At 64.7% G+C, this 13,598-nt stretch carries 10 protein-coding genes; 2 read left to right on the top strand and 8 right to left on the bottom strand.

Features of this window, described 5'->3' with window-relative positions:
* Window positions 1–113: 113 nt before the first annotated feature.
* The 6 genes from E3U47_RS13210 to E3U47_RS13185 all read right to left on the bottom strand — a co-directional run bounded on the left by E3U47_RS13210 (window position 114) and on the right by E3U47_RS13185 (window position 6,198).
* Window positions 114–866: a class I SAM-dependent methyltransferase gene (locus tag E3U47_RS13210; RefSeq protein WP_134691880.1), complete on the bottom strand. Its 753-nt coding sequence runs from the start codon at window positions 864–866 to the stop codon at window positions 114–116.
* Entirely contained in the window at window positions 863–1,495 is a 633-nt protein-coding gene (locus tag E3U47_RS13205; RefSeq protein WP_134691879.1) for a B3/4 domain-containing protein, read from the bottom strand. Before E3U47_RS13205 ends, E3U47_RS13210 begins: the two co-directional genes overlap by 4 nt.
* A 13-nt stretch (window positions 1,496–1,508) precedes the next feature.
* Window positions 1,509–3,113, bottom strand: coding sequence for a B12-binding domain/radical SAM domain-containing protein (locus E3U47_RS13200; RefSeq protein WP_134691878.1), 1,605 nt, complete (start codon window positions 3,111–3,113; stop codon window positions 1,509–1,511).
* A gap of 49 nt (window positions 3,114–3,162) precedes the next feature.
* Window positions 3,163–4,059, bottom strand: coding sequence for a DMT family transporter (locus E3U47_RS13195; protein WP_134691877.1), 897 nt, complete (start codon window positions 4,057–4,059; stop codon window positions 3,163–3,165).
* 123 nt (window positions 4,060–4,182) lie between these two features.
* Complete coding sequence (locus E3U47_RS13190) at window positions 4,183–4,932, bottom strand: AraC family transcriptional regulator (protein ID WP_167659478.1); 750 nt, start codon at window positions 4,930–4,932, stop codon at window positions 4,183–4,185.
* Window positions 4,933–5,058: 126 nt separating this feature from the next.
* On the bottom strand, window positions 5,059–6,198 hold the full coding sequence (locus E3U47_RS13185; RefSeq protein ID WP_134691875.1) for a TDT family transporter: 1,140 nt from the start codon (window positions 6,196–6,198) through the stop codon (window positions 5,059–5,061).
* A gap of 160 nt (window positions 6,199–6,358) precedes the next feature.
* On the opposite strand from E3U47_RS13185, the gene E3U47_RS13180 reads away from it, so the two are divergent.
* Both E3U47_RS13180 and E3U47_RS13175 read left to right on the top strand, forming a co-directional pair.
* Window positions 6,359–7,546 carry an MFS transporter gene (locus E3U47_RS13180; protein WP_134691874.1) on the top strand — a complete coding sequence of 396 codons (1,188 nt, stop codon included), beginning with the start codon at window positions 6,359–6,361 and terminating at the stop codon, window positions 7,544–7,546.
* 115 nt (window positions 7,547–7,661) lie between these two features.
* A complete protein-coding gene (locus E3U47_RS13175) occupies window positions 7,662–11,138 on the top strand; it encodes a PAS domain-containing hybrid sensor histidine kinase/response regulator (RefSeq protein WP_134691873.1) in 3,477 nt (1,158 codons plus the stop codon).
* On the opposite strand, the gene rmuC is transcribed toward E3U47_RS13175, so the two are convergent.
* Window positions 11,110–12,468, bottom strand: a complete 1,359-nt coding sequence (rmuC, locus tag E3U47_RS13170; RefSeq protein WP_167659480.1) for a DNA recombination protein RmuC — start codon at window positions 12,466–12,468, stop codon at window positions 11,110–11,112. The two genes, E3U47_RS13175 and rmuC, sit on opposite strands and share 29 nt — an antisense overlap.
* Window positions 12,469–12,710: 242 nt before the next feature.
* On the bottom strand, window positions 12,711–13,115 hold the full coding sequence (locus tag E3U47_RS13165; protein WP_134691871.1) for a tetratricopeptide repeat protein: 405 nt from the start codon (window positions 13,113–13,115) through the stop codon (window positions 12,711–12,713).
* Between the last annotated feature and the right edge of the window lie 483 nt (window positions 13,116–13,598).

Below are 13,598 nucleotides of genomic sequence, written 5' to 3'. Positions count from 1 at the left end.
CGTGTACCTGATTGGGCTTTTTCATTGGAGGCGCGCACGGCGCGCCAAGCCACAAATCTGCACGGGAACAGGCCAGAAAGGCAACCCGCCGAGCAGGCTGCGCGCATAACAGCTCATCGGCGCACTTGCTCGCACAGCGCAACTTCAAGCTCAGGCGTCACGAAGGCCTGGCCGATCTCGGCATGCTGGACTGCCTGCACGCTCATGCCGAAGCGCGCAAACAGCGCGCTCAACCAGCCGGGATGGTAGGCATAGGTATGTAACCCCAGAGCGTCATGGAACAACTCGCCGCGTTCATCGCGGCTCAAGGTCAGAGGGTTGTAGCCACACGCGGCATAATAGGCAAAACGCGCCAGCAACGCCGCAGGTGTCGTCTGGTAGGAACTGAGCAACAGCGCACAACCGCTACGCGCGATACTACGCACCGCAGACTCGACCTCGGTGATGTTGCCAAAGCAGTTGAACGGAATGAACAGCAGTATGTCGCTGGGCGCAATGCCTGCCAGTTCGCGGGCGATGAGTTCATCGACCTGCTCCGCGCGTCCCACCACCAACGTGCAGCGTTGCTGGTCAGCCTCGGCGAGCCGGGCGCGGCCGCGCTGGATATAGCGTTCGACCGGGTCGATACCGAGGTAGCGCTTGCCTGCGGCGCGACACCAACCCGCATGGGTGCCCTCATGGCAGCCGATTTCGACGATCACCTGCCGAGACCGTGCCGCCACCGCTAGCAGCATCCGCTCAGAGTGCAGAAAGGCATTGATCGCAGGCGGAAAGTGCGCATCACTGAACAGTTGGTCGCCAGCGCCGCAGGCATAGAAGCCGGCAGCGGAATCATCATGTGCAAGGGATTGCGGCCCGGTCGTCATTGGCAAACTCCCATGTTGCAGGCAACCAGCGAGTACGAGTAGCAGTCATGCAGCAGTGCGCTGGCATCGCCCTGGACCGTCAGTGGATTGACCTCGTCACTGGCGTAGAAGAACAGCATCAACAGCGCCTGGCTTTGCGCACCCACGCAGGTTCGCCGGGAGTCGGCGTGCAGGCTACCGAAGTAGCCCTGCGTGTCGCGCACCGCCGGCATTCCCCCAAGCTTGATGGTCTTGTCGGCAATACCCTGGTAGCTCGCCTGCGGCTCACCCACGGTGCAGACGATCGGCCCCTCCAGGCAAGCCATGTCGTAGGACCCGACACAGACGCCGTAACGCAATGAAATGCAGTTGCCGATATCCACCACGGCGTTGACGCTTGCCAATGGCTTGCCCCCCGCCACCCGACGACTGAGCGCATCGCAGGAAGGCCGGTAGCGTGACGGGTCGGCACCGCATGCCTTGAACAGGCGCCGGGCACTGTCAATGTTCTGTTGCGCGACCGCATCAGGCTCGCCAGCCCCCAACGCTGGCAAGCGCCCATCGTCGACCGTGCCAGCCAGCTGACAGTAGAGAAAACCCACCCGCAGGGACGGCCAGGCGGTGGACAGCGCGGAAGCTACTTCGATCATGGAAGCTCAAGCCTCAGACAATGTTATTGAGTTGCTGGTAGAGCCCGTCCAGCTCCGTGAGCTCGGCCAGGCTGGCCATGCTCACCCCGGGCATGCAATAACGCGTGGAAGCCTCACCGAAGACCCGGGAGATGATCGGCGCACGGGGGTCGTCGGCATCGATGGCCCACTCCAGGTAGTGGTGCCGATTGCCCTGATCCTGGCGCAACGGATGCTGCACCGCCCAGTTCATGCTGATGCATTTGGGTTGCCCCAGCTCGCGCTGCCAAGCGCCTATCCGCTCGAGCAAGGCGATGCGCTGGGCATGCTTTTCACCAAGGCCGAACAGTAGCGACAACCCACAGTCGATGCCGACACCAGCCAGGAAACGCAGGGCCTGTTCGCTCCTGTGCACCCAGCCGCTGGATGCCGCGTCACTGCATAGCAGGTCGCCCTTGAGGCTGGCCTTGGCGGCCCCACGGTTCTTGTGCATGGTTGCCGCGAGCGCCTCGTCCGGCGTCTCCAGCCCCATGAAGAGATAGCGCAGACCATTGCCTGCCAGCCGTGCAATCTGCGCCTGGCGATTGGGATCGTTGACCATGTCCACGGTCAATTGCCCACCAAAGACCATGCCCAGCCCCTGTGCTTCGATCAGGTCGGACAAGCGCGCGAGCGAAATCGCGTTGCCCTGCAGCAGGATGGAGTCTTCGACGAAGGCGCTGACCGTCCCGCCACCCGGCAGCCCAGGCGCCAGGCTGGCGATAGCGCGCAATTGCCGATACAAGCGCTGGTGCGCGCTCGCCATGCCATGCAACTTGCCATTGATGGCCTGGGCTTCGCTGCAGAAGTCGCACGAATAGATGCAGCCCTTGCTGGTATCGCTATAGGCATGAGCCGTCAGTTTGGTAGCAAAGACCGGAAACGCCGAGGTGATCGGGAACAAGGTCGCGGGCACGGGCAGATGGTCATAATCCAAGGGCAACTGCGCACTGCCTAGATGCATGACACGGTCCTCCTCCAGCCAGGCGGCCGTCCAGTCGCCACGAACCTCATCGCGATCCGCCAGGAATGTGGCGATGCTGGAAGCGTTCAGCTCCGAGGCGGGCAGGCCGGCCACCGCAACGCCAATCTCGCGTATCAGTGCCTCGCCATCCCCGGAAATCACCAGGTCGAAGAGGCGCCCAATATCCCCCCGAAGCATGGCCGCGATTGGCGAACCGGGGTGCACCCGCAGCTTGCCGTTCACCAGGTAGGTGGTCTCTATCGCGTGCTTGCCGCCGATCACCACGATCGCCTGAGGCCCCAGCACCTGCTTGACACGCGCCGCCACAGCGACGGCGCCAGGAAAGGAAATCGACATCGCGCCGATCAATACAAGGTTGGGTCGAACACTGGCCAGCGCCCGGTCCAGCCAGGCCAGCGTCTCATGCAGGTAGTCCGACATGAACACCGCCTCGGCCAGCCCCTGCGTGCTGTGCCAATTGCTCCGCCCCCATGCACCGATACCCTCGCGGGCCTCATGGGCACAGACCCTGATCGCATTATGCAAACTGAAAGGCGTGCTGCTGTTCAGGTGTTGTTCGTGGCCTGCAGGAGCAAACTGCCAGTGGGGAGCACTGACTGCCAGCACTCTGAGCATAGAGATATCCTTATCAAGTGTATTACGGCCGAACACCCTGTTCAGGCCGTCAGCGAGCGCCGAAAGTGGCCACCAGGGTGCCTGCGACGATCAACCCAGCCGCGGCCATCAGCCGCAGATCGAGGGTCAGCACGCCTGCCAGCACCAGGAGCAAGGTCGAGATCAAGGGGGCCAGGTATGAAACCGCCCCCAGGAACTCGGCATTGCCGCTCTTGGTGGCGTAGTCCCAGGCGAAGAACGCCAGCCCGACCGGCCCGAGCCCCAGCAGCACGATCGCCAGGCAGCCTCGGGCGTCAGGGATCACCGTGTCTTCCAGCAGCAGGTGACAGATGAACCCGGCCAGCGCGACCAACCCGCAGATCCCGCCAATGACACCTACCGGCGCGCCTTCATGGCGCTTGTTGAACACCGAATAGCTCGACCACACCAACGCGCAACACAACGCAGCGGCATAGCCGAGCAAGGTGCGCGTGGTGAGCACACTGCTCTGTGGTTGCAAGATCAAGGCTGTGCCGGCCAGGCCCAGGCAGGCGCCCAGCAGGCACAGGCGGTTTAGGCGCCCCCCACCCTGCATGGCACTGAACAGCACGATCAACAGCGGCCACAGGTAGGCGATCATGCTGGCCTGCGCGGGCGGAGCGGCCTTGAGGGCAAAAAAGTAGAAGGCGTGGTACAGGAAGATCGCGGCGAATCCGGAACACCAGACCCCCACCGGCTGTCGCCAGGCCCGCAAGCCACCCCGCCAGCCACCCAGCGCGGCCAGGCAGGCAAGGCCGAAAGGAATGCAAAATGACAGAAACAGCAACTGAAAAGGCGGGATTCCCTGGGTCTGGGTGGTCAACAGCGCCAGCGCCGCCCACATCAGGATCGCCAGCAAGCCGCAGGCGTTGGCGGACTTCTTCAGGCTGGCGGGTGCAAGGGAGTTACCGTGCAACGCTTCGGACATGGGACGCTCGTAACCCGTCGAGGTGGTGAGCGAAACGTACGCCAGCCGTCATGGGCCCGGCTTGCAGGATCCGGCAATTTTTTTGTTGCCGCCTGCAAGGCCAGGCAGGTTGCGCCAGGGCGATCAGGCGCTGGCGCGTCGCAACCTGGCCGGGGTGATGTCACGGGCGCGCTTCAGCGCATGGGTCAACGCGCTCTGATCGGAAAAGCCGCAGGCCCGCGCAATGTCACTGATGGGCAGTCGGCTGCCGGAGAGCAGGCCAATCGCCCGTTCGATGCGCAGTTCCAGCAAGTAGGCATGGGGCGTCATCCGCAGTGACTGGTTGAACAGGTAGTTGAGCTTGCGTTCGCTGACGCCGGCAGCAACAGCCACATGCTTGCAGGTGATCGGCTGGTCAAGGTTGGCCCGCATGAACGTCGTGGCCTTGGCCAGCGGCGTGTACTTCGCGTCCGTGACCGACGCAGCCTGCCCGGAGATGGCGCTCAAGGCCAACCTGAGCCAGGCGCCGGTGTCGACGGCGCGCTGCTCCTGAACCGCCCCTCTGAGAAAGGCAATCAGGTGGCAGAACGACAAGGGCACGCTGAAGAAACGTTCGTCGAGCAGGCGCAGCGCCCCCACCTGACGGCCATCGGCCAGGCGGAAGTCGATGGGGATGTCGGCAACCACATACTGGCTACCCGAGGAAGCATTGAAGCGATGGTGGCTGGCGGCGGGGATCAATATGCCCCTGGCATTGGTCAGATGCCCTTGCGTGCCATCGACCTCTATTTCCATGGTGCCGTGGGTGGGAATGACCAACTGGTGGAAGTCGTGCACATGAAGGCTGACGCCTTCGGCATAGGACTTGAGCGAAACGATCGAATTCAGCTCCATTAAGGCGCTCCTTGCCCGCTTGTTCTTGTTGTCCGCGCCCTGCCCTCCAGACACAGATAACCGCATCCATGCGTCTTCGCCAAGCGAGCAAGCCCGACAGTACTGCCGGGCCTTCGTGCTGTCCAGCTACGCCTGTGCAATACACGGCGACACGAACAGCTCACCTCGCCACGCCCCACGCAGGGTGCGACTGGCCACCACCGCCCAGAGCAGGGCCAGCGCCACCACCAGCACCAGGCCGAACACGCTGAAGAAATCGAGCGACAACCAGGCAGCCAGCTTCAACGTCGCCAGGCAGTACACCCCCAACGGGAAGGTGAACCCCCACCAGCCCAGGTTGAACGGCATGCCCTGGCGCATGTAGCGCAAGGTGATCAGCACCGCGGTCAGCAGCCACCAGAGCCCCGCGCCCCACAGCACGATCCCGGCCACCAGCCCCAAGCCGCGCGCCACCTCACCCAACCCGCCCAGGCCATTGGCGGCGAACACTGCCGGCGCATCGCCACCCAGCACCAGCATGCCCAGCGCGCCAGTACCGATCGGGCCCAACGCCAACCAGCTGGAAGCGGCCATGTTGGCCGGCGGCAATTTGTGCAGGGCCATGCGCAGCATGAGGATGGTCAGGATGCTGAACGCCACCGGCAGCGACACCGCCCACATCACGTAGCTGGTCACCACCACCAGGAACTGCTGGTGGGCGTCGGCCAGGTGCGGGGCCAGCAGGCCACCACTGGCCGCGGCGACTTCCGCTGCCACCACCGGCAGCAGCCAGACCGCGGTCATCTGGTCGATGCTGTGTTCCTGGCGGGTGAACATCAGGTAGGGAATAGCCACCCCGCACAGCAGCGCCAGGCCCACGTCCAGCCACCACAAGGCCTCGACCCAGGGCACCACGGCCTCGCCCCAGCGCGCCATGCCGAACACCAGGGCGCCATTGAGAATGGTGGCCAGCCCCATGGGAATGGTGCCGAAGAACATCGACACGGTGGAATGGGCGAAGATGCGCCGGGCTTCGTCGAAGAACAGCAGCCAACGGGCGCCGTACAGGACACAGAACAGGGTGAACAGGCCAATGGTCAGCCACCACAGCCCTTCGGCCACGCGGTCCAGCACCGGCACCTGGAGCTGGTGAAACGCCAAGGCCAGCACGCCGGTGCCCATGGTTGCGGCGAACCAGTTGGGGGTGAACTGGCGAATCACCTCGCGCGGGTGCGCCAGATGGCTGAGCGGGCGCCAGCAGGGCGCGTGGGTCTGGGTGCATGGCATGAACGTTTCTCCTGGCCTTGGGTAAGGTAGGAATATCTTATGCCCGTGAAGAATATCTATATAACGGGTAATTTCTCTATCTGTTATCGATTTTACATATATAGCGTTCGATCAGCCGCCTGGCATATGCTTGGCCGCTAACAATGACAAGGACCCGTCGATGCTCCGTGCCCTGAAAAACTATCCATCCGCCGTGCGCCTGTTGCTGTTCACCACCTTCACCTTGACCATGGCCCGGGCGATCACCCTGCCCTATCTGGTGGTGTACCTGTCGGCGCACATGGGCCTATCGGTCGGCCACACCGGCCTGCTGGTGGGTGGCGCCATGCTTCTGGCCTCCATGCTCAGCCTCTACGGCGGGCACCTGGTCGACACCCTGCGCAGCCACACGCTGATCGTCGCCTGCACGCTGCTGTTCGCCCTGGCCTTCATTGGCATCGTGAGCAGCACCTCGGCGCTGCTATTCTTCTGCTTCCTGGTGGTGGCCTACCTGGCCCAGACCGTGGTCGACATTACCGCCAAGGCCGGGTTCTGCGCCCTGCTGCCCGAAGACCGGCGCGGCGAAGCGTTCGCCATCAAGTACACGTTCAACAACATCGCCTGGGCCGCAGGGCCGATGCTCGGAGTGCTGTTGATCGAGGCCGACGACCACCTGCCGTTTCTGCTATCGGCGCTGATCGGCAGCGGTTTGAGCCTGGCTTATTACTGGCTGGGCGAGCGCAACCTGCTGGGCCTGCGCGAGGACGGGCCCGCGGCGGGCTTCGCCCAGGTTGCCCTGGGCATGCTGCGCGACCGCCGGCTGGTCTGCTTTACCCTGGGCGGCGTGCTCAGCGCCGTGGTGTTCGGCCAGTTCACCGCCTACTTGTCGCAATACCTGGTGGTGACCCTGCAGGACCCGGCCCAGGTCGCGCGGCTGGCGGGCTACCTGGTGACCACCAACGCCGTCACGGTGATTGCCCTGCAGTACGTGATCGGCCGGCGCATCGGCCGCCAGCAGCTGATGCCCTGGCTGATGGCCGGCATGGCCATGTTCATCGCCGGTTTGCTGGGGTTTTCCGTGGCGGCTTCGGCGCCAGCCTGGTGCCTGGCGATGCTGGTGTTCACCCTGGGCGAGATCATCGTGATTCCGGCCGAATTCATGTTCATCGACCTGATCGCACCGGAACACCTGCGCGGGGTTTATTATGGCGCGCAGAACCTGTCCAACCTGGGCGGCGGGCTGGGGCCGATCCTGGTAGGCCTGGCACTGGGGTATCTGCTGCCGGCGGCGGTGTTCTACCTGCTCATCGGCTCGGTCATGTTGGCGGCGATGTTCTATTGGCTGGGCACGCGTCGGCGGGTGGAGTAGGCGCCGGCCCTGCGACGTCCTGCCACTGCGACCATGGTCTGCGCTGACGCGGCGCCCGCTGCGTGCCAGACTGATTGATCGGGACCGCGTTTTCTTTTTCTGCTCCGGAGTTTGCATGTCGTTGTCCAGCGGGCTGATCGCCGTGGTCGCCCTGGCCTATATGGCCATCATGTTCGCCATCGCCTTCTACGGCGACCGCCGCAGCACACCGTTGCCGCCGCGCCTGCGCGCCTGGGTGTACAGCCTGTCGTTGGCAGTGTATTGCACCAGCTGGACCTTCTTCGGCGCGGTCGGCCAGGCCGCCGAGCAGCTCTGGGCGTTCCTGCCCATCTACCTGGGCCCGGTGCTGCTGCTGATCTTCGCACCTTGGGTGGTGCAGAAGATGGTGCTGATCAGCAAGCAGCAGAACATCACCTCGATCGCCGACTTCATCGCCGCGCGCTACGGCAAGTCGCAGACCCTCGCCGTGGTGGTGGCGCTGATCTGCCTGGTCGGCGTGCTGCCTTATATCGCCCTGCAGCTCAAGGGCATCGTGCTGGGCGTCAACCTGTTGATCGGCGCCAGCGCCGATGCCACCGGCAGCCGGGTGCAGGACACCGCCCTGGTGGTATCGCTGGTGCTGGCGCTGTTCGCCATCGTGTTCGGCACCCGCAGCCTCGATGTCACCGAACACCACCGCGGCATGGTGCTGGCCATCGCCTTCGAATCGCTGGTCAAGTTGCTGGCCTTCCTCGCGGTAGGCGTGTTCGTGGTGTTCAACCTGTACGACGGCTTCGACGACCTGTTCACCCAGGCACGTCAGTCGGTGCACCTGGACAGCTATTGGCAGGAGACCATCAACTGGCCGTCGATGGTGGTGCAGACCGCCGTGGCGATGATGGCGATCATCTGCCTGCCGCGGCAGTTCCACGTTACCGTGGTGGAGAACATCGAACCCCAGGACATGCGCCTGGCACGCTGGGTGTTCCCGCTGTACCTGGCCTTGGCGGCGCTGTTCGTGGTGCCGATAGCCCTGGCCGGGCAGATGCTGCTGCCGGGCACGGTGATCTCCGACTCCTTCGTCATCAGCCTGCCATTGGCCGAGGCGCACCCGAGCCTGGCCCTGCTGGCCTTCATCGGCGGCGCCTCGGCGGCCACCGGCATGGTCATCGTCGAGGCCGTGGCATTGTCGACCATGGTCTCCAACGACATGCTGCTGCCCTGGCTGCTGCGGCGCAACAACGCCGAACGGCCGTTCGAGGTGTTCCGCCACTGGATGCTCTCGGTGCGTCGGGTGACCATCGTGGTGATCCTGCTGCTGGCCTACGTCAGCTACCGCCTGCTGGGCTCCACCGCGAGCCTGGCCACCATCGGCCAGATCGCCTTCGCCGCGGTCACCCAACTCACCCCGGCGATGCTCGGCGCGCTGTACTGGAAGCAGGCCAACCGCCGCGGCGTGTTCGCCGGCCTCGCCGCAGGCATCTTCCTGTGGTTCTACACCCTGGTGCTGCCGATCACCGCCCATAGCCTGGGCTGGTCGCTGCAGCTGTTCCCGGGCCTGGCCTGGCTGCACGGCAATCCGCTGAACCTGCCGATCACCCCACTGACCCAGGGCGTGGTGCTGTCGCTGGCCGGCAACTTCACCCTCTTTGCCTGGGTCTCGATCCTGTCGCGCACGCGGGTTTCCGAGCACTGGCAGGCCGGGCGCTTCATCGGGCAGCAGACCAGCGCCCGCCCCAGCAGCAAGCCGCTGCTGGCAGTGCAGATCGACGACCTGCTCAAGCTGGCCGCGCGCTTCGTCGGCGAGGAACGCGCCCGGCAGAGCTTCATCCGTTTCGCCTACCGCCAGGGCAAGGGCTTCAACCCCAACCAGAACGCCGACGGCGACTGGATCGAGCACACCGAACGGCTGCTGGCCGGCGTGCTCGGCAGCTCCTCGACCCGCGCGGTGGTCAAGGCCGCCATCGAAGGCCGCGACATGCAGCTCGAGGACGTGGTACGCATCGCCGATGAGGCCAGCGAGGTGCTGCAGTTCAACCGCGCGTTGCTGCAAGGCGCCATCGAGAACATCAACCAGGGCATCAGCGTAGTGGACCAGAACCTGCACCTGGTGGCCTGGAACCGTCGCTACCTTGAACTGTTCAACTACCCCGACGGGCTGATCAGCGTCGGCCGACCGATCGCCGACATCATCCGCTACAACGCCGACCGCGGCCTGTGCGGCCCGGGCGAGGCCCAGGTACATGTGGCGCGGCGCCTGCACTGGATGCGCCAGGGCCGCGCCCATTCCTCCGAACGGTTGTTCCCCAATGGCCGGGTGATCGAGCTGATCGGCAACCCGATGCCGGGCGGTGGTTTCGTCATGAGCTTCACCGACATCACCCCGTTCCGCGAGGCCGAGCAGGCCCTGCGCGACGCCAACGAAGGTCTCGAGCAGCGGGTCGCCGAACGCACCCGCGAACTGTCGCAGCTCAACCAGGCGTTGATCGAGGCGAAAAGCCGCGCCGAAGCCGTCAGCCAATCCAAGACGCGCTTCCTCGCCGCCGTCAGCCACGACCTGATGCAGCCGCTGAACGCCGCGCGGTTGTTCTCCGCGGCGTTGTCGCAACAGGCCGAAGGCATGAACGACGAAGCCCGCCAACTGGTCCAGCACATGGACAGCTCGCTACGCTCGGCCGAGGAGCTGATCAGCGACCTGCTGGATATCTCGCGCCTGGAAAACGGCCGGGTCACCCCGGACGTCAAGCCCTTCGCCCTCAACCAGTTGTTCGACACCCTTGGCGCCGAGTTCAAGCTGCTGGCTGCCGAAAAAGGCCTGGAATTCCGCTTGCGCGGCAGCCGCCTGCGGGTCGACAGCGACATGAAACTGTTGCGCCGGGTACTGCAGAACTTCCTCACCAATGCCCTGCGCTATGGCAAGGGGCCGATCCTGCTCGGCGTGCGCCGCCAGGGCGAACGCCTGTGGCTGGAGGTGTGGGACCGTGGCCCAGGTATCGCCGATGACAAGCTGGCGGTGATCTTCCAGGAGTTCAAGCGCCTCGACAGTCACCAGACCCGCGCCGAGAAAGGCCTGGGCCTGGGCCTGGCGATCGCCGACGGCCTGTGCCGGGTGCTCGGCCACCAACTGGAAGTCCGCTCCTGGCCGGGCAAGGGCAGCGTGTTCCGGGTGGGCGTGCCCGTCGCCCACAGCGCCGCCCCCGCCGCACCGGCGCCCGTGGAGCAGGCTGGTCAGCCGCTGGCCGGACTGCAGGTGCTGTGCGTGGACAACGAGGACAGCATCTTGATCGGCATGAACAGCCTGCTCAGCCGCTGGGGCTGCCAGGTATCCACCGCGCGCAACCAGGCCGAATGCGAGGCGCTGCTGGCCAAGGGCTTGCGCCCGCACCTGGCGCTGGTGGACTTCCACCTCGACGACGGCGAGACGGGTACCGGGCTGATGGGCTGGCTACGCGCGCGCCTGGGCGAACCGGTGCCGGGGGTGGTGATCAGCGCCGATGGTCGCAACGAGACCATCGCCATGGTCCATGCCGCCGGCCTGGACTACCTGGCCAAGCCGGTCAAGCCGGCGGCCCTGCGCGCCCTGCTCAACCGCCATCTGAGCCTGGTTCAGTAAGCGCTTCGTCGCTCAGCGCGCGCTCGATCAGCTCGGCCGGCAGGCTCTTGCTGGCCCGGGCGCCGAGCAGCTTGAGCTGCTCGCTGCGGCTGACCAGGTTGCCACGCCCCTCGCACAGCTTGTTGCGCGCCGCGGCATAGGCCTTGTCGACCTGGGCCAGGCGCGCGCCCAGTTCGTCCAGGTCCTGGATGAACAGCACGAACTTGTCGTACAGCCAGCCGGCGCGCTCGGCGATCTCCCGGGCGTTCTGGCCTTGGCGCTCCTGCTTCCACAGGCTGTCGATCACCCGCAGGGTGGCCAGCAAAGTGGTGGGGCTGACGATCACGATCTGCCGGTCGAAGGCCTCCTGGAACAGGTTCGGTTCGGCCTGCAACGCCGCCGAGAACGCCGCCTCGATAGGCACGAACAACAGTACGAAATCCAGGCTGTGCAGGCCTTCGAGGCGGTTGTAGTCCTTGCTGGACAGCCCTTTGACATGGTTGCGCAGCGACTGCACATGCTGCTTGAGCGCCGCCTCGTCGTTGTTGCCGACGAACTGCTGGTAGGCGGTGAGGCTGACCTTGGCATCGACCACCACCTGCTTGTCGCCCGGCAGCATGATCAGCACATCGGGCTGGAAACGCTCGCCATCGGCGCTCTTGAGGCTGACCTGGGTCTGGTATTCGCGGCCCTTCTCCAGGCCCGCGTGCTCCAGCACCCGCTCGAGGATCAACTCGCCCCAGTTGCCCTGGGTTTTCTGGCCCTTGAGCGCCTGGGTGAGGTTGGTGGCTTCGTCGGACAGGCGCAGGTTGAGCTGCTGCAGGCGCTCGAGTTCCTTGCCCAGCGAGAAGCGCTCGCGGGCCTCTTGCTGGTAGCTTTCCTCGACGCGTTTTTCGAAGGCCTGGATGCGCTCCTTGAGCGGGTCGAGCAACTGGCCCAGGTGCTGCTGGCTGGTCTGGGCAAAGCGTTGCTCGCGCTCGTCGAAGATCTTCGTGGCCATGTCGGCGAACTGCGCGCGCAGGGTCTCGCGAGCCTCCTGCAGGTCTTCCAGGCGTTGCTGGTGGCTTTCCTGCTGTTCACGCAGCTCGGCTTCCAGACGCGCGGTCTGGGCCTCCAGGCGGCGCAGCTCGGCTTCGCGATTGGCCCGCTCCAGGCTCCAGGCATGGGCGGCGTCGCGGGCGTTGTCGCGGTCGATCTGCAGCAGTTCCAACTCACGGCCCTGGGCCGCCAGTTGGGTCTGCTTGACGGTGTTGGCCTCGCCAAGGTCGCTGATTTCATCGCGACTGGCCTCCAGCTGCGCCTGCAAGCCGGCCTGGGCCAGTTGCGCGGCATTCAGACGCTCTTGCAGCAAGGCCTGCTCGGCCTTGCGCGCGCCCTGCCCGCGCTGCACCTGCATGACCCAGCCCAGGCAAGGCACCGCGCCTGCCACCACGCCCAGCAGGACGCTGGTCAGATCCACTGTCATGCTAACCCCGAACGAACATTGACGATTGCCGTGCAGCTTATCAGTTCAACTGCCCGCCACCACGTCTGCCTGTAGCAACCAGCCTTGCTGGCGAACCGCCCAGCGCGTAGTAAAGGGCCAGAACCGGACTATAACTGCCGCAGCAACCGCCGAGCCTCCTGCGACCCCTGCCCCGCCGCCAGCTCCAGCCAGTAGCGGGCCTGCTCTGGCTCCGGGCATAGGCGGCCATATTCCAACTGCGCCCGCCGATCGCCGGCACGGGCAGCCTGGCGCAACAGCTCATGGCCGATGCGCCGGTCCCGGGCATTGCCGCAGTCGCGGCAGAGCATCTGCCCCAAGCGGCTCTGGGCCACCACCACGCCTTGGCGCGCCGGCTGCTTGAGCATGCGCCCAGCCAGATGCTTGACGCTGGGCTTGTCGCCCAGACGCGGGCTGTCGAGCAGCCACAGGGCCACTTTCAGGGAGAACCGTTTGGAGGAGGGCAACGAGGGGGCTGCAACCGGGGGAGCGAGGTGTTTACCGCGAAGCTTCATGACCGACAGCGTTGGTGACTCGAAAGGCGCGCCACTCTACTCCTTTTTGTCGCCAATGACCCCTTCGACTTACGGCTTAGGGGAAAAAAATTCGATGTTTTTTTCTTGACGTTTCACACCTGAAAATGCCGGCCACCCTATTGCCATCTGATTGTCGGACACGAGATGAAACAGCTGGCACGCCCGTCCTAGAGCAAGCCCTAGGGACAATCCACAGAAGCTGTGGATAACTCGGTGGACAACCCCTTCACGCAGGCTGCAAACCCCTGTGAAATGGGGGCTTCAGTCAAACTGTCGATTTTTTCACCAGCAAATATTAGTGTTTTTTTTCATTGACTTAAGCGTTCAGTCAAGTCATTGGCGAAGCGTCCACAGGATGTTGCAAGAGGGTTACAAGTCCCCATGCGAATGTGTACAAGTGCCCAGGCGCTGCACGAAAACGGCACAGGCCGGGGCGTCTTGGAGCAGTCTACCCTCTTCACA

Source organism: Pseudomonas sp. RIT623 (assembly GCF_004519305.1).
GTDB lineage: Bacteria > Pseudomonadota > Gammaproteobacteria > Pseudomonadales > Pseudomonadaceae > Aquipseudomonas.
This window is presented reverse-complemented; position numbering and strand designations above follow the sequence as displayed.